The organism is Cohnella terricola (assembly GCF_007786475.1).
Classification (GTDB): domain Bacteria; phylum Bacillota; class Bacilli; order Paenibacillales; family Paenibacillaceae; genus Cohnella; species Cohnella terricola.
The window spans coordinates 1-25,661 of the sequence record NZ_VNJJ01000026.1; the positions used below are offsets into that span (position 1 = coordinate 1).

Genomic DNA, 25,661 nt, shown 5'->3' on the forward strand with positions numbered 1-25,661 from the left:
GAGATTTCCCAATTCGTAAGACCCCTGGAAGAACACCAGGTTGATAGGCTCGGGGTGGAAGCGCGGTAACGTGTGGAGCTGACGAGTACTAATCGGTCGAGGGCTTATCCTAACAGGTTGGCCCAGTAAGACAATGATACTTCACCTTTCTTTCGCTCCACACTTTTGTTTCGTATCCGGTTTTCAAGGCATAAGCCGAATATAGAACACTCTCCGACCCGGAGGGTGTTTTTGTTGTTTTCAATTAGTTGCATTTTCTGCAAGTATTTACGCCGTTCTCGCGTGACCAAAGCACATTAGTTGCATTTTCTACACTTAAATCGCCCCATTTTGCTCCGTATCCACTAAACCACCCGTATTAGCTGCACGAAATACAACTAATTCCCATCAGACCGCCCAACCGCTCGAAATAGTTGTACGAAATACAACTAACTATGAATCACGCCATACGCTGCCCCTCTGCGCATCCGCGATTAGTTGTATTTTCTGCAAGTAATTACACTGATCTCGCGTGGTCAAAGCACATTAGTTGCATTTTCTACACTTAAATCGGCCCCATTTTGCTCCGTATCCACTAAACCACCCGAGTTAGCTATACAAAATACAACTAATTCCCCTCCGACTGCCCAACCAGCCTAATTAGTTGTACGAAATACAACTAATGAGCGCAAATGCAATTTCCTCCTGAGCTCCCATAAACTCAAACGCTGAGCATTCCCTCCAGATGCAAACAATACCGTTACTCTGGTTTGGGGAGGCGTCATACGGCAATGAAGCAACGCGACAAGAGACGATTACACAAGCTGATCATAGCATTATTAGCATTATCCTACGCCATCACCGGATGCATGGCCGATACTCCGAATGCGAATAAAGACATGCGTAGACTGGAGCAGGGCCTTCGGAAGACATTTAATCAACCAAGCAACCCGGTCAAGCTTGAAGCAAGAACGAAAGGCCATGCGGAAGATTCGCGACCCGTATCTCTATTGGCGGCGACTAAGCCCGTAAGGGCGATCTACGTTTCCTCCCATGTGGCGAACAGCAGTCGAATGAGCGGACTAATCGAATTGGTTAACAAGACGGAACTAAATGCGATGGTTCTTGACTTCAATAGCGGAATCGCGCTCACGATTCCCGAACGGCAGGGAGGTAAGAATAAAGCTGCAATGCGCCCAGTGCTTTCCAACAGGAAAGCTGCGAGACAGTACCGGGAAGTCATCCGCAATCTGAAGCGACGGGATATTTACTTGATTGCGCGAATCGTAACGTTCAAGAACCCGGAGCTTGCGAACGCAGCACCGTCGTGGGCGATCAGGAAGAAGAACGGAACGTTATGGAAAGATCGCAACGGGACGCCTTGGATCGATCCTTACAGCCAAGAAAGCTGGGAGTATCCGCTGGCGCTTGCCGAGCTAGCCGCTCGGCTCGGATTCGACGAAGTGCAATACGATTACGTCAGATTTCCGGAAAATGCTAAGAAGATCGACCGGGAGGTCCAATACGCCAATCCGGAAGGCTGGACGAAAGAAGAGGCAATCCGTCGGTTTCTTCACCGGGCCAACCATAGGGCTCATCAAAATGGAATACGAGTATCGGCCGACGTCTTCGGGATGGTCGGTTCATCGAACGACGATATGGGTATAGGACAAAAGTGGGGCAAGATCGCGAAAGAGGTGGACGTTATCTCGCCGATGATTTATCCTTCCCACTACTCGAAAGGAATGTGGGGCATTCGTCATCCCGATCTAACCCCCGGCCCAATCGTAAAGCATGCTTTGCAAGATGCCATAAAGCGAAATCGAAGACTCAATGAGCAAGGCGTGTCGACCGCGAAGATCCGGCCATGGCTGCAAGGATTTACGGCCGGCTGGATCGACCCCCATCAGAAATACGGGGAAGCGCAAATCCGGGAACAGATCGTTGCCGCGCGCCATGCAGGACTCCGCTCATATATGCTATGGAATTCGTCGAGCAGGTACCCAATAATCACAACCTAGAGGCAGGAGAAATAGGTTGAAGAATGCTGATATGGTGCGGTTTTCCACGACTCGAATGTGCTTGACAGCCTATGGCGCCTCTGCTAAGATTGACGATAATTAATCGGAGACATTAACCGGATAAGTACCGGCATGAGGGGGTAATTCGCAGTGTGGCAGAACAAATTCGCCAAAGAAGGTCTTACATTTGATGACGTGCTGCTCGTTCCAAGGAAATCTTCCATACTTCCAAGGGACGTCAACGTATCAACTGTTCTGAGTCCTTCGGTAAAGCTCAATATTCCGTTGATCAGCGCGGGGATGGACACAGTCACGGAATCGGCTTTGGCGATCGCGATCGCACGTGCAGGCGGCATCGGCGTCATTCATAAGAACATGTCCGTCGCGCAGCAAGCGGAAGAGGTCGACCGGGTGAAACGCTCGGAGAGCGGGGTTATCACAAATCCTTTTTCCTTGACGCCTGAGCATCATGTATACGATGCAGAAGAACTGATGGGCAAATACCGGATCTCCGGAGTACCAATCGTAGATAACGAAGGCAAGCTGGTGGGTATTCTCACCAATCGGGATTTGCGCTTCGTACACGATTATTCGATCAAGATCAACGATGTCATGACGAGAGATAATCTCGTCACTGCTCCGGTAGGCACGACCCTGCAGCAGGCTGAAGGCATTCTGCAGCGCCACAAGATCGAGAAGCTGCCTCTCGTCGACGAGACGAATACGCTCAAGGGTCTGATTACGATCAAAGATATCGAGAAAGCGATCCAGTTCCCTAACGCGGCGAAGGATCAGCACGGACGACTGTTGGTTGGCGCCGCGGTCGGCGTATCCAAGGATACGTTCGAGCGCGTGGAGGCGCTGGTGCATTCCGGAGTTGACATGCTCGTCGTCGACTCGGCGCACGGTCACCACATCGATATCGCTACAATGGTCCGCAAGATCCGGGAGAAGTATCCGGATTTGACGATCGTAGCGGGCAACGTCGCTACGGGAGAAGGCACGCGCGATCTGATCGAAGCTGGTGCTTCCGTGATTAAAGTCGGTATGGGTCCCGGCTCGATCTGTACGACGCGGATTATTTCGGGCATGGGCGTACCGCAAATCACAGCCATCTACGACTGCGCGACCGTAGCGCGTGAGTATAACGTTCCGATCATTGCGGACGGCGGCATTAAATATTCCGGGGAAATCGCCAAAGCGATTGCCGCTGGCGCGAGCTGCGTCATGCTGGGAAGCTTGTTCGCGGGCACGGAAGAGAGTCCGGGAGAATTCGAGATTTACCAAGGTCGCCGATACAAGTCTTATCGCGGAATGGGCTCTATCGGAGCGATGAAGGAAGGCAGCAAGGACCGTTACTTCCAGGAGAACGAGAGCAAGCTCGTACCGGAAGGGATCGAGGGCCGCGTTTCTTACAAAGGCCCGCTGAAGGATGTCATCCATCAGCTGATCGGCGGCTTGCGCTCGGGCATGGGCTACTGCGGAACGGCTACGATCGAGGAATTGAAGAACGATACGCAATTCATTCGGATTTCCGGTGCCGGCCTTCGGGAGAGCCATGCGCATGACGTTCAAATCACGAAAGAAGCGCCTAACTACTCCATGTAATTATTGGATGCACAAACCTGAAGCCGAAGGCGGAATTATTCCGCCCTTCGGCTTTTTCCTTTGTTAAGCCTATGTTACAATAGGAAAGGTATTTTATTATCGAAAAAGGGGAGAATGCGTTGAATCGCCATCATCTATTGTCATTTCCGAAAGCATTCCTGTCGAAGCGGTTCGTCGCCGCTGTCGTTGTTGTCCACCTCTTGTTTCTGTTCGGTCTGTCTTCTATAGCATCGGCTGCGGATGAAGTTCCAGGAGCTCCCCAATTGGAAGCCAAATCTGCGATCTTAATGGATGCATCAACCGGACAGATCCTATATCAATACAATGCGGACGATCCTAACCCTCCCGCGAGCATGTCGAAAATGATGACGGAGTATCTGGTCTCCATGGCCATCAAACAAGGCAAGCTGTCATGGGACGATAAAGTCACGGTCGGCGAGAACGCGGCGAAACAGATCGGCAGCCGAATTCTCTTGGCTCAAGGAGATCAACATACGATTAAGGAGTTATACATTGCGATGGCCGTCTATTCGGCTAACGATGCAACGGTCCAGCTTGCCGAGGAAGTAGCGGGTTCCGAAGAGGCGTTCGTCAAGATGATGAACGAAACGGCGGCCGAGCTCGGCATGACGAAATCCCGGTTCATTAACGCAACGGGTCTTGATCGCGCGGATATGCCGGAGAAATACCGGCCGACATCTATCGACGGCGAGACCATGATGTCCGCGAAAGATTCGGCTATTCTTGCATACCATATCTTAAAGGACGACCCGGAATTTCTTGAAATGTCGAAGATTCAAGAATATAAGTTTCGTCCCCGCGACAAGACGCCGATGAAGAACTGGAACTGGATGCTAGGCTCCAATAAAAATAACCCTACGCTTCGCAAATTCGCCTATGAAGGCGTAGACGGATTGAAAACTGGACATACCAGTAAAGCTGGCAACTGCTTTACCGGAACCGCGCTGCGCGACGGAACCCGCCTAATCGCGGTTGTCATGGGTGTACCCGGCGGGCTGAATGACGGCAAACGTTTCTTGGAGACGGCCAAGCTGTTCGATTACGGCTTTAAGAGCTTCGAGAAGAAAACCATCATCGAGGCTAAAGCCCCAGTGGCTGAACACGAGACGCTGAAAGTCAAGAAGGGTAAAGCGACGAAGGTTCCGGTCGTTACGGCTACGGATCTGACAATCCTTATCCCGAAAGGCGGAACCGTTGAGACAGTCGTTCAGGAAGTAAAGAGCATCCAGGATCCGCTTGTGGCGCCGATTCAACAAGGCGACAAAGTCGGAACGGTTACTTATAAATACAAGGATCCGTCCACGTTAGAAGATAAGACGGTCACGATTGATCTGATTGCTTCTGAAGAAGTCAACAAGGCAAGCTGGTGGAGATTGATGTTCCGCGCCATCGGCAACTTCTTCTCCGGACTGTTCCAAGGGATTGTAGATCTTTTCTAAAACAATCAGAAGTTATATGTTTTGTACATCCATATTACCTATCTGATTGCTCGATACAAACGTGTGCCGCCGTCCCAAGGACGGCGAAGCCGTTTTACTTGATCCCGACTTATATGGTTGTGTATTGCACCTACTTCATGTAAAATTTATGTTTAGAATCTTCGGGAGGCATGAAACCATGGAAACAGGTACTTCGAGAGTAAAACGCGGCATGGCCGAAATGCAAAAAGGCGGCGTCATCATGGACGTTATGAGCGCCGAGCAAGCTAAAATCGCGGAAGCCGCCGGCGCTACCGCCGTTATGGCTTTGGAAAGAGTCCCTTCGGATATTCGGGCAGCAGGCGGTGTCGCCCGTATGGCGAACCCAGAGCTCGTCGAGCAAGTCATGAAAGTCGTCAGCATCCCGGTCATGGCGAAAGCGCGGATCGGTCATTATGTAGAAGCTAAGGTGTTGGAATCCCTCGGCGTCGATTACATCGACGAGAGCGAAGTTCTGACTCCGGCGGACGAAGTTTTCCATATCGATAAATCCACGTTTACCATTCCGTTCGTATGCGGAGCGAAGGACTTGGGCGAAGCGCTGCGCCGGATTCAAGAAGGCGCGTCGATGCTTCGTACGAAAGGTGAACCGGGAACGGGCAACATCGTCGAAGCCGTTCGCCATATGCGGATTATTACCGGTCAAGTTCGCCGCATCCAGAACCTGTCCAAAGACGAACTGTACAATGAAGCTAAAGTTCTTGGCGTAAACTACGATCTGCTGTTGGGCGTGCACACGTCTGGACGCTTGCCGGTCGTGAACTTCGCAGCCGGCGGCGTCGCGACTCCGTCCGACGCGGCACTGATGATGCACCTTGGCGCTGATGGCGTATTCGTCGGTTCCGGTATTTTCAAATCCGACAGCCCCGAGAAATTCGCCCGCGCCATCGTCGAAGCGACGACTCATTATGAGGATTACGCTTTGATCGCGCGCGTTTCCAAAGATTTGGGCGAGCCGATGAGAGGAATCGATATTTCCAAGCTGCATGCTTCCGATCGGATGCAAGATCGCGGTCTGTAAGATCACTTCATCGAGCGGCTTCCATACGGCACGTTATCGTGCCGCAGGGGGCCGCTCGAGATTTTATTACTTCGCGTACGGAAGAAGGAAGAGGCCATATGAACATCGGAGTATTGGCGTTGCAGGGCGCAGTCGCTGAACATATACGCAGCATTGAACTGGCCGGCGGCACAGGCGTTGCCGTCAAGAAGGTCGAGCAATTGTCCGAGATTGACGGGTTGATCATCCCAGGCGGCGAGAGCACGACGATCGGCAAGCTCATGCGCAAATACGGTTTTATCGAAGCTATCCGCGAGTATGCTGCTCAGGGTAATCCCGTATTCGGGACATGCGCGGGAATGATCGTGCTGGCCGAAAGGCTGGAAGGCAATGAAGAGCCTCATCTCGGCTTGATGAATATGACCGTGGCACGCAACGCGTTCGGACGCCAGCGGGAAAGTTTTGAGACGGATCTCGACGTGAAGGGAATCGACACTCCTCTGCGTGCGGTGTTCATTCGCGCTCCGCTTATTAAAGAGGTCGGAGAAGGAGTCGAAGTGTTGTCTATCTATAACGGGGAGATCGTAACGGCGAAGCAGGGGAATTTGCTGGCTTCCTCCTATCACCCCGAATTAACCGATGACTACAGACTCCATGAACTGTTCATCCGTATGGCCAAGGAAAGGGGACAATAATCCATGTTGGACGTGAAGCTGCTTCGCAACGACTATGACAAAGTCGCGCAAGCCCTCAAGAACCGCAACGCTTCGTTGGATCTGATCGCGGACTTTCCGCAATTGGACGTGAGCCGCCGGGAGAAGCTGACAGAAAGCGAAGAGCTCAAAAATCGCCGCAACACCGTATCCCAAGAAGTCGCCAAGTTGAAAAAAAATCGCGAGAATGCCGACGATCTGATCGCCGAGATGCGTAACGTCGGCGACCGGATCAAGCTTCTCGACGAAGAGGTTCGGGAGATCGAAGAGCAGATGGACAAGCTACTGCTGTCGATTCCTAACGTGCCTCACGAGAGCGTGCCAGTGGGCGCTTCCGAAGGGGACAATGTAGAGATTCGCGTGGTCGGGGAACCGACTCGATTCGAATACGAACCGAAGCCGCACTGGGAGATCGGAACGGAGCTTGGCATATTAGATTTCGAAGCCGCGGCCAAGGTGACGGGCTCTCGATTTGTTTTCGCCAAAGGATTAGGCGCACGTCTTGAACGGGCTCTCATCAACTTCATGATGGATCTCCATGCGGATCAACACGGCTACGAAGAGATTCTGCCGCCATACATCGTCAATCGCGATAGCTTGGTCGGTACGTCCCAGCTTCCAAAGTTCGAGGAAGATCTGTTCAAAATCGAAGGAACGGACTATTTCCTCATTCCGACGGCCGAAGTTCCGGTCACGAACTTCCACCGCGAGGAAATCCTGTCGACGGATGACTTGCCGAAAGCGTTCGTCGCGTTCAGCGGGTGCTTCCGTTCGGAAGCCGGCGCTTCGGGCCGGGATACGCGGGGCTTGATTCGCCAGCATCAATTCAACAAAGTGGAGCTTGTACAGTTAGTAGCGCCAGACAAGTCTTACGAGGTGTTGGAACAGCTGACCGGTCACGCGGAAAAAGTTCTTCAATTGCTTGGACTGCCATATCGGGTGCTTGCCCTTTGTACGGGAGACATGGGCTTTGGCTCGGCGAAGACGTACGACCTCGAGGTTTGGCTTCCGAGTGCGAACACGTATCGCGAGATCTCTTCCTGTACGAACTTCGAGGATTTCCAAGCGCGCAGAGCTGGCATTCGCTATCGTCCGGAGAACGGCGCCAAGCCGGAATTCGTGCATACCCTTAACGGGTCGGGCCTTGCTCTCGGTCGTACGGTTGCGGCGATTATAGAGAATTACCAACAGCCGGACGGTACGATTAAAGTACCGGAAGCGCTGAAGCCGTATATGGGCGGATTGGATGTTATCGGGCCGCGCAGGGGTTGAGTCTCCTTAACGGTTATGATATGATGAGTGGGCAGTATCGGTCGAACCTTCACGGGTGAGTCGTCTGCCATTCGTGGAGAGATACCGAAGCGGTCATAACGGGGCGGTCTTGAAAACCGTTAGGGTGCAAGCCCACGTGGGTTCGAATCCCACTCTCTCCGCCATAAGCAAAAAACAAGTCCGATTCCTGAGAAGGAATCGGTTTTTTGCATATGGCGGTGGGATTCGAACGGGCCGTTAAGCGGACATGCCAAAAGGCATGTTCGTAGGCCCCGGCGTGATAGTCGCAATAAGCGTGAGGAGCAATTAGCCCTCACGCAACGACGGAGCGAATCCCACTCTCTCCGCCATAAGCAAAAAACAAGTCCGATTCCTGAGAAGGAATCGGTTTTTTGCATATGGCGGTGGGATTCGAACCGGCCGTTAAGCGGACATGCCAAAAGGCATGTTCGTAGGCCCCGGCGTGATAGTCGCAATAAGCGTGAGGAGCAATTAGCCCTCACGCAACGACGGAGCGAATCCCACTCTCTCCGCCATAAGCAAAAAACAGTCCGATTCCGGAGAAGGAATCGGTTTTTTGCATATGGCGGTGGGATTCGAACGGGCCGTTAAGCGGACATGCCAAAAGGCATGTTCGTAGGCCCCGGCGTGATAGTCGTAATAAGCGTGAGGAGCAATTAGTCCTCACGCAGCGACGGAGCGAATCCCACTCTCTCCGCCATAAGCAAAAAACAGTCCGATTCCTGAGAAGGAATCGGTTTTTTGCATTTACGGACGTTGCAGGGTTCCGCATAAGAAAACGACAATGGGCTAACCTAACGAACGTGGAGGTGTTCATTGATGGCAAGCAAGGATGAATTGACTGTTCCGCAAGAGGACTTGGTCGATGCTTGGAAAAGGACGTTACCCGAAAGGCTGACCCAAGGGGATACGGCCGATGTCTACGGAGACGGAACCGATCCGAGCGCGATTCACGTTCATATCAAGACGGCTGGCCGAACGATGATGGAATTCGACTTCGCGGTCAAGTATGTCGACAGCCGGGAGATCGATATTCAACTGAAGGACGTGGAGAAGGACGGCCAAACCGTAGACGAACGGCCGGACCCGATTCAACAATTGATCGGCGATTACCGTCGCCACTTGCATGAGACCGCGCAAGCGCTGCATCATTATACACATGCTTAGAAAGGGGTTATGAAGTTGTCCGATTCGAACGGTTTTCCGGATAAAAATCTAAGCAATGTAGTCGAAGACCTGGCACAGGAGCCTGTCAATTCGCATCAGGCCCAGCAGCAACGGCAGCAGAAAAACGATCGCCGCCATCAAGACGCGCTGAATCACGATCATACGACCGATCTAGAGCATTACTAATCTGAATTAAGGAGGCCCGCAATGAGCAAACCGAAGTCGCAGCCCGTGCCGAGGCCCGAAGAGCACAGTTCCCGCCATTCGACGGTCGACCATCAGCCGAACGAGCCGTTATCGGGCTCGAAGAAAGTGAAGAACCGCAACCATACGAGACATAACAACGGGGAAGGTTAATTCCTCCGCAGTTTGAATCCCGGCATTATGCCGGGATTATTTGCGTTCTCCGAATTCGTCAAGATCGCGTTTCTTGATTCGTTCCGCCGCCCGTTTTAATAGCATACAATGGTTATATTGAGACTTCTCCATCGGTCGATCCGTCTTCCGGCGGTTTACCCCTAGTATCTGGATTGGTATAATGAAAATATGAAAAAAATGAGGAGGACTTGTATATGACCGATGCCACTACATCTTTGGGACCGCCCGGCGCGCCGGCCGCGATCCGACATCACAAACAAACCCCCTGGGAGATCGCCCGACGAATAATATTTATCATGATCGGAGCGGTTCTGGTTGGCGTAGCTCTAGAGATTTTCCTCGTTAACAATTCCATTATCGACGGCGGCGTTACCGGTATTTCCATTATGTCCTCGTATTTATCGGGCCTTCCGATCGGGATCTTCCTTTTTGTCCTCAACCTTCCGTTTCTTATCCTGGGTTACCGAACAATCGGCAAGACTTTCGCGTTATCCACCCTTTTCGGAGTTATCGTCCTTTCCATTTCGACTACGCTGCTTCATCCCATCGAACCGTTTACAGAGAATACCTTTCTCGCTGCTGTGTTCGGCGGTATATTCCTGGGAGCGGGAACGGGCATCGTTATTCGCGCGGGAGGATCTCTGGACGGAACGGAGATCGTCGCGATCCTGCTTAACCGCAAGTCTCCGTTCTCCGTGGGACAGGTGGTAATGTTCATTAACTTGTTTATTCTGGGAAGCGCGGGTTTCGTGTATAGTTGGGATCGCGCGATGTATTCCATGATTGCATACTATATCGCGTTTAAGGTTATCGATCTGACGATCGAAGGCTTCGACGAATCGAAATCCTGCTGGATTATCAGCGATCAGCACAAGGAGATCGGGGATGCGATCACGGCGCGTCTAGGACGCGGAGTGACCTTCCTGCATGGAGAGGGCGGCTATACCGGCGATCAGAAAAAGGTGATTTTCTGCGTCATTAACCGTTTGGAAGAAGCGAAGCTGAAAACGATCGTAACCGAACTTGACCCTGGCGCGTTCCTAGCCGTAGGCAACATTCACGATGTCAAAGGCGGCAGATTCAAGAAGAAAGACATCCATTAACAGCAATAGCGCACAATGGCGATATTTAACAAAACTTTAACATGAAAAGCCTTTTCGCTTCCGCGAAATTGAGATACAATGTACTTTGTTTGATTTTCTACAATCATAAGATTAACTGGAAGGGGTTTTTGCACTTTGTTTAAGCGTAAATTAGGTTTCGCCATTCTTGCGGTGATGATGACCGTTGCCCTGGTTCTCAGCGGCTGCAGCAAAGACAAATCGCCGAGAGACGTGCTTCAATCGTCGATTACCAAATCGGCGGATATTAAATCTTACAACTTCAAAGGGAGCATGAAGATCGATGACTTCAACTTCCCCGATGAAGACTTGAACGCCACCGAAGCGGCTGCCATCGTGAATGCGCTGAAGAGCGCGGAGCTTTCCTGGACCGGCGCTTACCAAGCGGATCCGCTGCTGATGGAAGTCAACCTTCAATTGGCATTGAAGGGCGATCTGGCGATTACGTTCAATATCCCCGTCGTCATGACGGAGAAGAAGGTTTGGGTGAAGATCCCGAACATTCCGATGCTTCCGATTCCTGAGACTGTTTTAAATAAATTTATCGAGCTGGATCTTGAGAAGCTTGCCGAAGAATCCGGCCAACCGATGCCTAAAATGGACGTGAGCAAGTCTCAGAAATTCACGAGCGATCTGATGGCCATCATTTTCAAGCATATTGAAGAAGATAAGTATCTGTCCGAAGTAAAGGTTAAAGATGCAGGCTTGCCGTCCGACGTGGACGTGAAAAAAGTCATTCAGCTTCATATGGACCAAACGCAGATCGAGCCTCTGATCAACGCGATCGTCGAGAAGATCGCGCCGGAAGTGATCGAGCTGCTGTCGAAAAACCAAGAGTATCGCGATCTACTCAACTTGAAGCAAAAGGACCTCGACACGGCGAAGAAAGAACTTGCCGACGTGAAGAGCAGCGATATCTCCGAAGCTTTGGGCGATATGAAGAAAGAGCTCAAGAAGTTCGATCTGAAAGTCAACTACGGCCTCGACAAGAAAGATTATCCGATTTACACAGACGCTTCGATCAGCGCCGCAATCGAATCGGATGAGGTGACCGGAAGCTTGGGCATTAAAATCGTATCCCAAACTACGGGAATCAACGAAAAGCCGAAGTTCGACATTGGAGAGCCTAAAGGCGACAACGTCATCACCATGGAAGATTTGGAATCGGAAATGGGAGGTCTCTTCGGAGGCTTCGATCCGAGCCTGTAAGGCAACTTAATACATTAGGGACCGCTGGAAATTGTCCAGCGGTCCCTTTTTTTGTGCACACTCATGTCGAAACCGGTCTGTTCTTGTTCAATTATTGTTTAGAATCGCTTGTTATAATGAAACGACGTAGAGGTGGGTACATAGGCCGGATGACGAATAACTCATTACATTCAGAGATATCGTAAAGGAGAGGACGGATTTGATTCACAAATTGATTTCTAAGAAATGGAGCGGGAAACGGTGGCTGAGCGCGGTGCTGGCTCTGGTCGTCGTGGCGTCCGGATTTCCTTTCACCGCGCCGGGAACGGCTTCGGCGGCTCCCGTTCCGGATAAGCCGTACGTATCGTTTAAGTACGACAGCTTCTCTTCAACGCATCCGTTGAAGGGTTTGCTGGAGTTTTCAAACATCTTAAGTTCACCCCCTGTAGGCTGGATTACTGAAGACGGCAAGGAGAAGCTTAGACTGGCGGGGGAAGTGAAAGACTCAGGAGGTTCGGCGTTTAACAAACAACGCGTATCGTTGGACAACGACCGATCCTTCAGTACGTATTTCAGCTTCCAGATGAGAAATAAGGTCCCAGGCGGAACTGGTTGCTGCGGCCTAAGAGCGGATGGGCTAGTTTTCGTCATGCAAACAGCGTCCAGCTCGGCCGGTTCCACCGGTGGAGGATTGGGTTATGAGAATGTAAAAAGAAGTATAGGCATTGAATACGATACTCATCTAAACGGACCGAACGATAGTAACTTTGATCCCGTAGCTGTCAATGGAAATGCGGGCGGTTCCCAGGCCAGCCATGTGGCTTACGATGAAGACGGTGTAGTCACTCATCCTAATCCAAATACGCAGGCAGGTAAGGATCGAAGGAATGTTATACTGGCCAATCTGAGTAGCTCAGACATGGACTTGGCCAATGGCATTTTTCATTCGTGGATCGATTACGATGGTGTCAACGATAAGCTCCGCGTGTATCTGATTAAAGAAGGAACCGGCAGCAAGTTCCTTGTTCCGGTGATGAAAGCGGGAACGAACGAGAAGGTCCAGGATGGCTCGGCTGTGGAGATCTCAGCCTTCCCGCATTTGAATGTCGCAGGCAAGCTGGAAGGCACCCGAGTTAGCAATGGTACGCCTATGGAGATTCAGCCGATTCTGGAAGTGCCGAATGTCGACCTATCCAAGATCCTGACCCAGGACGAGGTGTTCGCGGGGTTCACCGCTGCAACCGGCGGATCCTATCAGAACCACGACATCTGGAAGTGGTACTTCAACAACGACAGCGGCTTGATCGTGCCGGATGTCGGCGGCGGGGCGAACATTGAGCAAGCCCCCACGAAAATCCAGATTCTGAACAAAGGACCTTTCACCTATCCCACTCAACATCAAGGGAGCAACCATAACGGGATCAAAGTGAACGGAGCGAGAGCTACCGTAACCTCCCAGGTCTATATGCAGGATGGCAGTATTCCTCCTGAAGGTTACCCAGTGACTTTTTCCTTATACCTCGTAACGAATGTTATCCAGGTGTCCACAGGTAAAGGGGACGTGCCGACACAAGTCCGTGCCGATGACCCCGACATCCTGATGCAAAACGATCAATACGTAAGAGTGAAGAAGTCTTATCCGCGCGCAAATGGTCAAACCCAGGAAGTATGGGAGATCACCGTACCGACGGATGCGAACGGACAAGCCAAGATCGACCTGTTTAATCTGGGTAATCCGCATTTGACGAACGTGAAAGCGCGAATCGGCGGAGATCTGGCTGGCTATACTGCGCCGCATGGCGGAGGTTTGTATGACGAAGCTCCCGTATTGTTCGGTTCGGAGACGCCGAAAGTAACGGGTTCCGAGGTTAGCGACGATCGACGGAGAGTCGAAGTCGAATTCAATATTCCAGTGAAGTACGACCCGGACAAAACCGGCGGATTTTGGCTGACCATCCCGGGCAAGAACGATCCGCTGCCGCTTGTCATTGACAAGTATGCCACGGCGGAAGACGGTTCCGATGATCCGTTCCGCCTCATTCTGAAGCTGGATCCGGACAAAGTGTCCCCGAACACGATCATTCCGCCGAACGTTGTGCCGGTACTTCACTACGGCGGCGATCCGAATGATCCCGGCAGCACGGAGCCAGGCTCTGTTAAGGACCGTTCCGGAATAGAGACGTTGAAGAACTTCCCGACGGGAAATGGGACGGATGACGTTGATGTCGTTAACCGGTTTGCGCCGGAGAGCCAGGCCGTTCTTAACGACGAGAATCGCGATACGATTCGTGTGAATTTCCCTAACGAGCTGAAAGCGCCTCAGAGCGGCGTAGAGCAGGCGTTCAAAGTCGAGATCACGGCAGGTGGAGTTAAGAAACTCGTAGATATCGCTTCGATCGACTGGGATGGCAGTGATCCTAAGTCGATGGGTCTGAAGATCGATCCTGCCGGCCTAGATGCTTCCTGGAACGGCAAAATTCCAGCCAACGCGCAAATCAACTTGATCTATAGGCCGGACGATGTGCCTAATGGAACGGATAAAATCCAAAAGACCAATGGAGACCGTCTCGACCGCTTCATTCATCCGGTCGTGAATCAGATTCAGCCGACGCAAGCGATTGTTGTGCCTGGAGCAACGCGTAACCAAGTGAAGGTCAAGTTCCCGAATGCGTTGCTGCCGACCGGAGCAGATCTTCATGAGGCGATTAAGCTGTTGTCCGACAGCAATGTCATCGGAGTAGACAACGTCGATTGGGATGCTCAATATCCGGATACGCTTGTGCTAACGTTGAACCCGAATGACCTTGCAACGGCATACCCTGATGGCAAGATTCCGTATGAATCGGACGGCGGAAGTCCGGTATTGTCGCTAACATATGATCCCTCTCTCACAAGCGCGCCGCTGTCGGATCACAACGGACAGCAGCTGCGAATTCTTGGACCGAGTGTCTATCCGGGAGATTTCCCGGTTGCGAACCAGAAAACTTTCAATCCGACTCAGGCTAAAGTTAACGATGACCAACGCAATCAAGTCATTGTGGATTTCCAGAATCCGGTCCTCGTGAATGGAACACCTAGCCTGCAAGTTATCGTGGGCGGAGATACCGCGAATCCGATCGCGGTTACTGGCATTACGGGAAGCGGAACTCCTCAGTTGACTCTGACTTTGGATAAACCAATTGATTACAATAAAAACGTTCAGTTGGTTTACGGCCCATCTACTGAGGCTAGCATCGTCGACCAAGGAAACCCAACAGGTCTAGTACTGCGACCTTTAGGGCCGAGCGTAGGCGGGCCTACGGACTACCCTGTGGAGAACCAATTCGGTCCGGTGAGAGCCGTCGTTACGGAAGACGCTACCGGCAGGAACAAAATCGAGGTAACGTTCCCGGAAAACATCGTCAACCCTCAGGGTTCCATTCCGGAGCAGTTCGAAATCGTCTTTACGCCAGACATTAGCCAGCCTCAAGTTAGCGTAACCGTTGCGGTGTACGAACTGGGTTGGGATGCAGGCAAGCCGGGTCAATTGATCTTGAAGCTAGATCCGCAAGATCTGGCGAATAAAGGTTTCCCGAACGGAATTCCTCCAGAAGCGGACGTGAAGCTGAATTACACGGTACCTACGGCAACAACGCCGATTAAGAGCGATACGCACGATCTAGGCAAGCTGATTCTGTTCCCGGTCGAGAACGGCGAATACGAGCCAGCGAATCTGGATCTGACGGCCAGCCCGAATACGATTATCGGTGACGGTATATCGCATTCGATTCTGACGGCTGCCGTGACGAAGCAGAATGGCGATCCCGTAGCGAATACGAAGGTTGTCTTCTCGGTTCCGACAGGCTATCCGGGACACTTCATCGATCCGAACACGAATCTGCCTGTCGCATCCATTGAAGCGACGACCGACGCAACGGGGCATGCTAACGTCGTTTTCTACTCGGATCAAATTATTGGAACGAACACCGTCGATATTCCGATTACGGCTAAAGTTCGCGACCATCTTCTGAAATTAAGATCGGAAAGACAGATTACGGTCCACTTCGCTCCGGCAACGGTCAGCGGCGTCATTGTCACGAACGGCGCTATCGTTCCGGGAGCAACCGTCACGATTACCGATCCGGCGACCGGCTGGTCGAGTACCATCGTGACAGGAAGCGACGGAAGCTATAAGTTTGTCGTACCAGATGGAAACAAACCTTATACGATGAAAGTTACCTTGCCGCCCGTTTCGGGAGTTTCTTCCACCTTCACGCAGATCGTGAACGTCGGAAACGTAACCGGAGCCGGCAATCAGAACTTCCCTTCGGAAGAAACCATTACGGGGATCATCGGACTGCAAACTTCGACCGGCGGGGTCAAGAAGTGGTTCGAGAATACCACAACGAGCCACCTGATGGTGAGACTGAAGGATTCGTCGGGCAGCTACTTGAACAACGGTGCAACCGGCGAGAACTGGTTCCCGCTTGAAGGCTCCGGATCCGGCGTATTCACGGCCAACGGTGTTGCGTTGAATGAAGACTATCAATTCGAGGTTTGGTATAAGATCGAGGTTTATGACGAGAATGGACCAACCGGAGTATATAAGGAAGTTCTGATCAACGGCAAGACGGATCCGAGCGATGCCACGAAGACGATCTATCCGGTCGTCCGGGTAACCCGAGCGGGAGAACTGAGCATCGTTCAGGACCTCGTCGACCCCTATGGCAAGGTCATGAACGGCTCGAACGGACTTGCTCCGATTCCAGGCGCTACAGTAACGCTTTATTACTGGGATACGGGTCTGCCAGTCTACTTGCCGCCGATTCTCGGGTTTGATCCGAACGATAACGCAAGCCCTGTACAAAACACGGATGCTTTGGGCGATTATGCGTACATGGTGTACCCGAATACCGACTACAAGATCGTAGTAACGGCAGCTGGCTTCCCAACGTACACCAGTGGGAAAATATCGGTCGGAACTGCCATCGTTAAGCATGACGTTATTCTCTATCGCTCAAGCAGCAGCGGCGGCGGGGCAGGCGGGGGAGTTACGCCTCCGACCACCCAGGTTCCGGAAAAGCCGGAAACAGGCAAACCGAACTTGACCGTGAACCTGAGCACGGAGAAGAGCATCGTCGAAGAGAATTCCGCGGCAACGATTCATGTAGATTATCTGAACGACGGTACCGCGGTTCTGAAGAACGGGGAAATTCAGGTGACGATCCCTGATGGAGCGGTTGTCGTGGATGCCGACGGCGGCAAGGTAATCGGAAATACGATTACTTGGACCGTCAAGGACCTTGGCGCCGGCAAGAAGGGTTCATATGCGATTAAGCTGAAGTTCCCGACGGCTACCGGCGCGGAGAAAATCGTTGAATTGAAAGCGCAAGGTCTCAACAAGGACGGAGAGCTGGCGAAGCCCGACAGCGCCCGCACTTCGATCAAAGTGATGATGTTCTCCAACCGTTACGGAGACGTCGAGCATATTCGGTACATTTTGGGCCACCCGGACGGGAAGTTTAAGACACAGAATACATTGTCCCGCGCGGAATTGGCCGCGATCGTGGCTCGTCTGATCAACGGCGGACATACGACGAAAAAAGCCGAGTATTCTGACGTGACTGATCATCACTGGGCCAATGGATATATTCGAATCGTAACGGACAACGGAATCTTTACCGGCTTCAAAGACGGAACGTTCCATCCCGACGCTCCGGTAAGCCGCGAGGAATTGGCGGTCGTTATGGCGCGGTACCTGAAGCTGGAAAACTCCGATCCGATCAACCCGCATTTCACGGACGTGCAAGGCCGCTGGTCGGCTTCGGCTATCGAAGCCTTGTACCGCAACGGGATGGTGAACGGTTACGTGGACGGTACCTTTAAGCCGAGCAATTCGATCATCCGTTCCGAAGCCGTCACGCTGATCAACAAGATGTTGTTTAGAGGCCCTCTTCTGAACGTCAAACCGACCTTCCCGGATGTGAACGAAAAGCACTGGGCGTTCGGCCAAGTAGAGGAAGCTTCGCACTCTCATAAAGCGACTCGCACGTCGGCCGGAGAGAACTTCATCGAGACTTTGAAAGATGACGTGAAATAAGCAATATAAGAAGCAGAGACCGTATGGCTCTCGTCCAACAAGGGCGGGGCCAGCGGTCTCTCGCATTCGGAGCAACATGTTTTCATTTTGGCGTGGAGAATAATTTATGCTATAATATTTATTGCTGTGGCTCCGTAGCTCAACGGATAGAGCAACCCTCTCCTAAAGGGTAGATGTCAGTTCGATTCTGGCCGGGGCCGCCATAAAAAAATGAACTACCCCACGGATCTCATCCGTGGGGTTTTCGTTTAATTGTCATTCGCGACTCCTGTGGCCCGGCCAATAAATAAAATAGAGTGCGATCGCCGGCCGTTCGACGGCTTCGGGGATCACCCTCTTTTCAAAGGCGCTTACGCTTCTTCTCGCAATCGCTCTAATAAATTCGCTTTCTCCATCTTTCTGAGAGGTCCTTGCACGGAGAACAGGCCTACGAGCAAGGCAGTCCCGCAAGCGATCAGCGAGGCTCCCCATGGGAATTCGAAGGGGATGCCCTGGAAGTTAGAGATCTGCTTATAGAGGAAATAGCAGAGACCAAACCCGAGCAGAATGCCCCAGACGCTGCCGATGACACCGAACCATAACCCTTCGGCGGTCGCCATTCGCCGGATTTGTCCCATCGTCATGCCGACGGCTTGCAGAAGTCCGATCTCCCGGCGTCTCAGCAAGAGATTCGTCTGAATCGTATTAATGATATTCAAGCTTCCGATGACGCCGATCACGAACAGAAAGACGTATACGAATATTTTCATCTGAACGTTGAAGTTGCGCGTTTCTTTCTGGTTCTCCGCGATATCGACCAATCGGCTGCCCGGGTTAGTTCGGACGATCTCCTGCAGCTTTAGTCGAACCGGCTCCGGATCGGCGCCATCTGCCATCGCTACGTCAAAGCCGGTCGGGACGTTCGGGTACAATTCCGGAAAGTATTTTTCTGGATCGTCCGCGAGGAGCTTGTCGTAAGTGGCTTTACCGACGATGATCGTCAGCATGCTTTCATGGTATGTCGCATCGAAGGGCGACTGCGTTAGAATCCCCGCCACCGTCACTTCGTGAAGTTTCGGAGCGTTGGAGTCGTCGGGATTCATATGCAAAGTCAGCTTGTCCCCGACCTTGTATCGGGTGAGCGGGAGGATCGCTTTTTTGTCGTTTCGCAGGTGGGGCTTGATCGTCTGGATCAGAACGACTTGGTCCTCGGCAGCCAACGCTTCGGGATCGGCGGTTCCGGACTGCACGTATTTGACCGCTTCCTTAAGCCGGTTATCGTCATAAAGGATCACAAGGGACTGGACTTCCGATGCGGGCCGATGCCGTCTTTCGGTTTCTGACGGATTGAACTGCAGACTCGTTTGCCCGGCGATGTCCGGGTTGATTTTCTCGTTAGGCACGACGGCAGGGACCACCAAGTGGTTATAGTAGCTGCTGTATACGCCGTAAACTCCGGGCATCGCGGCGACCTGCGTCATCCATTCGGCCGGAACCCATTCGCTTATGGGCGGACGCATGCCGTTCTTATCGGGCTGGACCATTCGGGAGTACTGGAAAGCGATTCGGTCGTTCTCGTTCGTCGTTGTCGTCATGTTCAAAGTCTGCTGCGTGAAATAGTGGAACACGATAAACAGCGTAATGCTAATGACGATGGAGAACGTCGTAATCCGGAACTTCGTCCGATTGCGCCGGATATTGTTCGCCGCCATTCGTCCTTCGATGCCTGCAAGGCCGAGCGGCGAAGGCAGCCGCAAGCGTCTGTAAGATTCGCGGACGATACTGCCGGCGCCTTTCGCGGCTTCGACCGGAGAGACGCTGGAGGCTTTGCGCGCGGGCAGCCAAGCTGCGAGATAAACTGCGACGAAACCGATCGCGAAGCTGCCGGCAATGATCCACCAATGGAAGGTCAGCCGGAACGTCTCCATCATCATGATTTTTAATCCGGCTTGCGTCATGAGCCATAACGCGAACTCCAGCCCATACCATCCGATGAACAGACCGAGCGGCACGCCTATCGCGGATAGGACGGTCGCTTCCCGGAAAACGAGATTGCGGATCTGTCCCGGCGAAGCTCCGAGCGTGCGCAGCAGTCCGAACTGGCGAATCCTCTCCAAGACGGCGATATGGAAAGCATTATAGATGACGGCGACGGTAGATAGGACGACCAAGCCGATCAAAGTGCCGAAAATAAGCGCAAGCGCCGTATTCGTGCGATTGTCGCCGGATTCACCCATGAGCGTGAGCAAATTGTCGTTGGTGAATAGGCTCTCGTTCAGCTTGGCGAACTCTTTAATCTGAGCGCTGATGTTAACGCCGGGTTTCAGCGTCAGGAACAGTATCGTCTTGGCGTCGATGGCGATGTCCGCCGGATTTCCGAACGTATACGCTCTGGATACGCCTTCGACCTGGCTTTTTTTCTCGTTGTTCAGCAAACCTACGATCCGATATTCTATGGGCTGATCCTCCGGTCCGTTCAGCGAGACGGAATCGCCTAGCTTGGGATTTCCGGGCAGCCGATCGAGGATCCACTGCTCGACCGCAAGCTCGTTCGCGGCTGACGGCAAACGCCCTTCGTGCAGATGGATCGGCAGAAGCTTGAAGCCTTCCGGGTCAACCGCGTCCACTTGAACCGACAGCGAATTCGCCAAGGAGGTTTCCTCGCCCGTGCGGTAGATCCCGAGCCGATCGACCAGCAGATGTTGGCTAAGCGTCTCGTACAGCTCCGAGGTCGGTTTCTCGTAGCCGAAATAAAAGGAGCCGCTTTCGTACTCGGTATTTAGAATCAGATTGTCTTTCAGCGTCTGACCCATCGTCCCTAGAGCGCTGATGAGCGCGACCGACAGAACGATGCCGACGATGGTCAGAATCGTTCTTTTGCGCTGCTGTTTAAGGTAGCGGGCGGCCATGCCTCCGTAGTGTCTCATAGATCCCTCCCGAGGCTCTGCGTATCGTTCAGCAGCTTGCCGTCTTGAAGATGAAGGACGCGATCCGCCTCGGAGGCGATATTCATATCATGGGTAATGACGATGACCGTCTGATGGTACTGACGTACGGCGAGCTTGAGCAGCTCAATGACTTCGCGGCCGTTCGCGCTGTCCAGGTTCCCCGTCGGTTCGTCGGCGAGGACGATCGCTGGCCGATAAGCGAGCGCTCGACCGATCGCGACTCGCTGCTGCTGGCCTCCGGACAGTTCGGACGGAAGATGCCTCCGCCTCTCGTGCAGTCCGAGCGTATGGATCAAGTCGTTAATATAAGCTTTGTCGGGTTGCCGGTGGTCCAGCAGAAGCGGGAGATGTATGTTTTCCTCCACGTTCAGGACGGGGATCAGGTTGTAGGCTTGGAAAATAAACCCGATCTTACGGCGGCGGAACACCGCGCGTTCTTTTTCCTTTAATGCGTACAGGTCTTCCCCGTCTATATGAACGTAACCTCCGCTCGGCTTATCGAGTCCTCCCAGCATGTGCAGCAGCGTGCTCTTGCCCGAGCCGCTGGCCCCGACGACCGCGACGAATTCTCCTTGGTTAATGTTGAAGGATACATCCTTGAGCGCATTTACTTGGGTCGTTCCTTGGTCATATGTTTTGCTTAAACCGTCTACGGTTATGACGTTCATGTCGAATTCATCCTCCGGTGCTTGGATTCTCGGGAGAAGCGGGGAACCCCCGGCCTCCTCCGACCATGAATCCAGTATATCCGGGCAACCTTACGGGAGAGTGGGGTCCCTGCTTACAGTTTTGTAAGATTGGCGGGATCGGCAGGGAAAGGATGCAGGGGCAAAGTCATATGAAAGATCGTGCCTCCCGAGGGATTAGCCGCGACGGACAACACGCCTCCGTGCTTTTCCACGATCGACTTGGCGAGCGGCAGGCCTAGGCCGACACCGCTGCCTTCTTTGGAACTGCGATAAAACTTTTTGAAAATGTGGGGAACGTGCCGGGCGTCGATTCCGCTGCCTCGGTCTATAATCCGAAGGCGGGTAAATACGGGGGTCTGCTCCAAGCTTACGGCGACGGTACCGTCGTTGGGGCTGTGTTCAATGGCATTCTTGAGCAGGTTCACGATGGCTTCTTCAAGCCAGCGGGGATCGTGGTCGACAACCAAAGAAGCTTGCGGTTGTTCGATTCGGATATCTATCCTTTTCGCATCGGCTAATTTTCGCACGGAACTTACGGCATTCCGAACGGTCTCGTTAAGGTCCGCTTTGTCGATGTTCATCTCCAGGGCATCCGCTTCTAACCGGGCAAGCTTAAGCAAGGTCAGAGTCAACCACTCCATTCGGTCCAGCTCATGCCGGCATCTCTCTAGAAATTCGGCGGAATGAGCGGGATCGAGACGATCGCCCTGCAGCAGATCGACGTAGATCGTCAAGGAAGCGAGCGGGGTTTTCAATTGATGGGAAATATCCGCCACGGTCTGCTTGAGGAAGGTTTTCTCCCGATGGAGCTGTTCGATCGTCTCTTGCAAGCGAAGAGCCAGCTCCTGAGTCCCGTTGGCCAATAAGCCTAACTCTCCTTCGTCGTAGAGGCGATAGGGCATCGGCTGATTGTGCTTGACCACGTCTTCCAGGGCGACCGCCAGACTGCGGATCTTTCGTAAATATCCATGAGTCTCCCTGTACAGCAGCCATCCCGCGATCAAGAAAAGAACGCAGACCCCTAGAAGGAGATACCATCGCGTATGGACCACAAAATCTCCGATCACCGGGAACCAGCGGGTTTCCAGCGCCGAAGTCATTCCGTAACGCTCCATTAATCGTCGGCCCGCCTCGATCGTTTCCTGGGAGATCGAATCCGATTCGGCAACATACCCGAGCCATTCCGCGGCCTGTTCAGGGTGTTCCTCTGCCAGTCTTCCCAATACGGCCGCTTCATGATCCATCCATTCTCGCTTCAGTTTCTCTGCGGAATAATGGGAGTAAAAGGCGATGAGCCCGGCCGCCAGAACAAAAAGAAAGATCAGAATGACGGTCAGATTTCGTGCGAACGGATTCCGTAACAACCTTGCGAATCCGATCTTGGCCTCCGCTACGCGTTCCATCGGTAACCTGCTCCCCTTACGGTAGCAATAAATTGCGGATTTTGCGGATCCGCCTCGACTTTCTCCCGCAATCTGCGGATATTCACTGCTACCGTATTGTCATCCAGCACTTCGGTTCCGTCCGGCCATACATGCCGGATGATCTGGTCTTTCGATAGAACGGAGCGGGGGTGGGACATGAATAAAGCAAGCAGTCTGAACTCCGTAACGCTTAATGGGATGTCGATTCCGTTTTTCTCCAAACGCATTTCCCCCACGTTCAAGCTTAAGTCACCGGCTTTCAATATCGCGTTATCCGAACCGCCCGCGATCGGGGCACGGCGGCGAAGCACGGCATGAATGCGCGAGAGGAATTCCCTTAGCCGGAACGGCTTCGTAATATAATCGTCCCCGCCCAGATCCAGGCCGCGCACGATGTCGAATTCCTGATCGCTCGCCGTCAGGAAAATAATCGGGATATCGAATTTCTCGCGAACCTCCGAACAGAAGTCGAACCCGTTGCCGTCCGGAAGCTGTACGTCGAGCAGTAAAAGCTGAGGCTCGCCGTGCAGAAGCGCATTTCTCGCTTCCGCCAGACTGCGGGCGCTGAGCACCTCGAAGCCTTCCTGCTGCAGCGTGAACTGGATTCCCCGGTGAAGGGAATCGTCATCCTCCACCAGTAAAATGCGCGTATTCAAAGGCGTGGCTCCTCCCCGAAAGGATAAAATGAATCAACTTAAGTCTGTAGGCATGGTTCTTTATGACTATTTTTGTCGGAAAATAAATTGAAAATATGCATTTTACTCGACACTTTTCAACATTTAATTGGATATTTTTGTCCTATAATGAGAATGGTTCCAAAATCCTATCAGATGTATGACTACGAATGGGTAGAACGATTACTCAGGAGAGGAGAGGTCAGATGACGGAATTGGAGACCTCGCAATTAATAGGGCGCCTCCAACAGCTCCAACGTCGTCTATATGAAATGGCGAACGACTTGGGCACTCTGACCGATCCGGAGATTGTAGCGGTTAGCGAGGAAGCGGATCGCCTGATTATTCAGCTTCAACGTCTACGGAAAAAAGAGTCCGATTATCGAAAAATGGAAAACATGGTCGCGGTGTCCTTATTATCGGCTTCTCAACCTGCGGAAGAAATCGGTAAGCAACGCCGAACATTCTTCGTGAAGCACTCCTGACGTCCAAGGCGATATATGATTGAAGCGAGAATCTTGCAGCAAATCCATTAAAGTCCCCACGCAACCGGCTTTCGGATCGGAAGCGCCATAGACGACCCGTTCAACACGGGACTGGAGGATGGCTCCCGCGCACATCGGGCAAGGCTCTAGCGTGACGTACAATGTGCAGCCGAGCAGTCGCCAAGCTTGCAGACGATCGCTGGCTTGGCGGATTGCGATCATTTCCGCATGGGCGGTCGGATCCCGATCCCGTTCTCGCAAGTTATAACCTGCGCCGACAATTTCGCCATCGCGAACGATGACCGCGCCGATCGGAACCTCTCCGAGAGACTCGGCAATACGAGCTTGGGCGATGGCTTCTTTCATCCACCGTTCATCTTCTTCCAGGTGCATAACTCTACTCCTTACTCCGCGAACGTGTATTCGATGTTAACATGCTGTGCATAAATCTGTGGATAACCCCCTAGTTACCCACAGATTTATGCACATTTTATGTTTATAACAATGTGTGCAACTCCATATTATTGTATCAGGTTGGCAAATAAGGTCAAATCGGGCGAAGCCGTGAATACACTAAGAGAAGAGCAGGACAAACTCTGTACGAACATAGCGGAGAGGAGCGGTGCAAACGTGGAAACGGTAAATTCGGTCTTTCGCAGCCATCCGGAGCTGGAGCCAACGGGTAAGCTTTCCATCTTAGGGGAGGCATGTTGTTCGGCGGAACGGATGCTTGCGTATATGAAGAGGCGCAATCCGGAGGCCCCCGAAGTTGCGGGGATTTACTTGGAGACGGGCAAACGTTACGGAATAAGAGGGGATGTAGCCTACTGCCAGACTGCATACGAGACCAAGTGTTGGACAACGGAGGCGGCCGGACCCGAATGGGCTCCGCTCATGAGGGATCAATGGGCCGACGAGGCGGCCATTGAAACGAGAATGCAAATGCTGTATGCATTCTCGTTGGATCTGCCGTTGGCCAATGATCATCATTTGGCTAAACGGCCGCTGAAGCATATCGAGAACTCGGGGTGGAGAGGAAAGGCGCCTTGTTGGGAGGATCTAAACGGGAAATGGTCACACCCGGGTTATCCCCGCTACGGGCAGGACATTGCGGCGATGTGGCGCAGCATGCTGGAGTGGAATGGCAAGGGGAGCGCGGCGCTTAAACGGCCTAATCGGCCGGATCTCCAGCGCGCGGTCAAGACGGCGGAGCGAGTCTCGGGAAGCGTCGATTGGTCCTCTATCATCAGCGAGCAGATGAGGTGGCTGCATAGCCGGCGTCTGCTCCCGGTACCGGCTCCTCACCCGGATCGCAAGGTGTCGTGGTCGGAGCTCGCTCATCTGATTCATCGCTGGGAGAACCCGACATCGGCTTCCGCGTCCGAGTCGAAGGAAGGTAAAGCTTCGTCCTAACAT

General features: G+C 52.6%; 19 protein-coding genes, 2 tRNA genes and 1 rRNA gene. 17 read left to right on the forward strand and 5 right to left on the reverse strand.

Annotated features, from left to right (window positions below; translation table 11 throughout):
* The 15 genes from FPZ45_RS24185 to FPZ45_RS24250 form a co-directional block, all read left to right on the forward strand.
* Window positions 1–112 (forward strand): 23S ribosomal RNA (locus FPZ45_RS24185); the annotation flags it as partial.
* A gap of 658 nt (window positions 113–770) precedes the next feature.
* Entirely contained in the window at window positions 771–2,000 is a 1,230-nt protein-coding gene (locus FPZ45_RS24190) for a putative glycoside hydrolase (protein WP_144707233.1), read from the forward strand.
* A gap of 150 nt (window positions 2,001–2,150) precedes the next feature.
* Window positions 2,151–3,608 carry an IMP dehydrogenase gene (gene guaB, locus FPZ45_RS24195; protein WP_144707234.1) on the forward strand — a complete coding sequence of 486 codons (1,458 nt, stop codon included), beginning with the start codon at window positions 2,151–2,153 and terminating at the stop codon, window positions 3,606–3,608.
* Between the two features lie 119 nt (window positions 3,609–3,727).
* The gene (locus tag FPZ45_RS24200; RefSeq protein WP_186438552.1) at window positions 3,728–5,068 is read left to right on the forward strand and encodes a D-alanyl-D-alanine carboxypeptidase family protein; all 1,341 of its coding nucleotides are present in this window, start codon (window positions 3,728–3,730) and stop codon (window positions 5,066–5,068) included.
* Between the two features lie 178 nt (window positions 5,069–5,246).
* Window positions 5,247–6,128, forward strand: a complete 882-nt coding sequence (pdxS, locus tag FPZ45_RS24205; RefSeq protein ID WP_144707235.1) for a pyridoxal 5'-phosphate synthase lyase subunit PdxS — start codon at window positions 5,247–5,249, stop codon at window positions 6,126–6,128.
* A 98-nt stretch (window positions 6,129–6,226) separates the two neighbouring features.
* A complete protein-coding gene (pdxT, locus tag FPZ45_RS24210) occupies window positions 6,227–6,802 on the forward strand; it encodes a pyridoxal 5'-phosphate synthase glutaminase subunit PdxT (protein WP_144707236.1) in 576 nt (191 codons plus the stop codon).
* A 3-nt stretch (window positions 6,803–6,805) separates the two neighbouring features.
* A complete protein-coding gene (gene serS / locus FPZ45_RS24215) occupies window positions 6,806–8,092 on the forward strand; it encodes a serine--tRNA ligase (RefSeq protein ID WP_144707237.1) in 1,287 nt (428 codons plus the stop codon).
* Between the two features lie 75 nt (window positions 8,093–8,167).
* Window positions 8,168–8,256: transfer RNA gene (locus tag FPZ45_RS24220), tRNA-Ser, on the forward strand.
* Window positions 8,257–8,932: 676 nt separating this feature from the next.
* Complete coding sequence (locus FPZ45_RS24225; RefSeq protein WP_144707238.1) at window positions 8,933–9,280, forward strand: hypothetical protein; 348 nt, start codon at window positions 8,933–8,935, stop codon at window positions 9,278–9,280.
* Between the two features lie 15 nt (window positions 9,281–9,295).
* Window positions 9,296–9,466: a hypothetical protein gene (locus tag FPZ45_RS25470; protein ID WP_186438553.1), complete on the forward strand. Its 171-nt coding sequence runs from the start codon at window positions 9,296–9,298 to the stop codon at window positions 9,464–9,466.
* 21 nt (window positions 9,467–9,487) lie between these two features.
* Window positions 9,488–9,637, forward strand: a complete 150-nt coding sequence (locus tag FPZ45_RS24230) for a small acid-soluble spore protein P (RefSeq protein ID WP_144707239.1) — start codon at window positions 9,488–9,490, stop codon at window positions 9,635–9,637.
* 317 nt (window positions 9,638–9,954) lie between these two features.
* The gene (locus FPZ45_RS24235; RefSeq protein WP_425457051.1) at window positions 9,955–10,761 is read left to right on the forward strand and encodes a YitT family protein; all 807 of its coding nucleotides are present in this window, start codon (window positions 9,955–9,957) and stop codon (window positions 10,759–10,761) included.
* 135 nt (window positions 10,762–10,896) lie between these two features.
* Entirely contained in the window at window positions 10,897–11,988 is a 1,092-nt protein-coding gene (locus FPZ45_RS24240) for a hypothetical protein (protein WP_144707241.1), read from the forward strand.
* Between the two features lie 199 nt (window positions 11,989–12,187).
* The gene (locus FPZ45_RS24245) at window positions 12,188–18,046 is read left to right on the forward strand and encodes an S-layer homology domain-containing protein (RefSeq protein WP_144707242.1); all 5,859 of its coding nucleotides are present in this window, start codon (window positions 12,188–12,190) and stop codon (window positions 18,044–18,046) included.
* A gap of 128 nt (window positions 18,047–18,174) precedes the next feature.
* Window positions 18,175–18,249: transfer RNA gene (locus FPZ45_RS24250), tRNA-Arg, on the forward strand.
* 147 nt (window positions 18,250–18,396) lie between these two features.
* Here FPZ45_RS24250 and FPZ45_RS24255 read toward each other — a convergent pair.
* The 4 genes from FPZ45_RS24255 to FPZ45_RS24270 form a co-directional block, all read right to left on the reverse strand.
* Entirely contained in the window at window positions 18,397–20,952 is a 2,556-nt protein-coding gene (locus tag FPZ45_RS24255; RefSeq protein ID WP_144707243.1) for an FtsX-like permease family protein, read from the reverse strand.
* Window positions 20,949–21,641, reverse strand: a complete 693-nt coding sequence (locus FPZ45_RS24260) for an ABC transporter ATP-binding protein (protein WP_144707244.1) — start codon at window positions 21,639–21,641, stop codon at window positions 20,949–20,951. Before FPZ45_RS24260 ends, FPZ45_RS24255 begins: the two co-directional genes overlap by 4 nt.
* Window positions 21,642–21,754: 113 nt before the next feature.
* Entirely contained in the window at window positions 21,755–23,065 is a 1,311-nt protein-coding gene (locus tag FPZ45_RS24265) for a sensor histidine kinase (protein WP_144707245.1), read from the reverse strand.
* Window positions 23,053–23,742, reverse strand: coding sequence for a response regulator transcription factor (locus tag FPZ45_RS24270; protein ID WP_144707246.1), 690 nt, complete (start codon window positions 23,740–23,742; stop codon window positions 23,053–23,055). The genes FPZ45_RS24265 and FPZ45_RS24270 overlap by 13 nt, the downstream gene beginning before the upstream one ends.
* Before the next feature lie 224 nt (window positions 23,743–23,966).
* Between FPZ45_RS24270 and FPZ45_RS24275 the strand changes: the two genes are divergently transcribed.
* Window positions 23,967–24,245, forward strand: a complete 279-nt coding sequence (locus tag FPZ45_RS24275) for a Spo0E family sporulation regulatory protein-aspartic acid phosphatase (RefSeq protein WP_281284930.1) — start codon at window positions 23,967–23,969, stop codon at window positions 24,243–24,245.
* On the opposite strand, the gene tadA is transcribed toward FPZ45_RS24275, so the two are convergent.
* Entirely contained in the window at window positions 24,177–24,638 is a 462-nt protein-coding gene (gene tadA / locus FPZ45_RS24280) for a tRNA adenosine(34) deaminase TadA (RefSeq protein ID WP_144707247.1), read from the reverse strand. The two genes, FPZ45_RS24275 and tadA, sit on opposite strands and share 69 nt — an antisense overlap.
* 237 nt (window positions 24,639–24,875) lie before the next feature.
* Between tadA and FPZ45_RS24285 the strand changes: the two genes are divergently transcribed.
* Window positions 24,876–25,658: a hypothetical protein gene (locus tag FPZ45_RS24285; RefSeq protein WP_144707248.1), complete on the forward strand. Its 783-nt coding sequence runs from the start codon at window positions 24,876–24,878 to the stop codon at window positions 25,656–25,658.
* The last annotated feature ends 3 nt before the right edge of the window (window positions 25,659–25,661 follow it).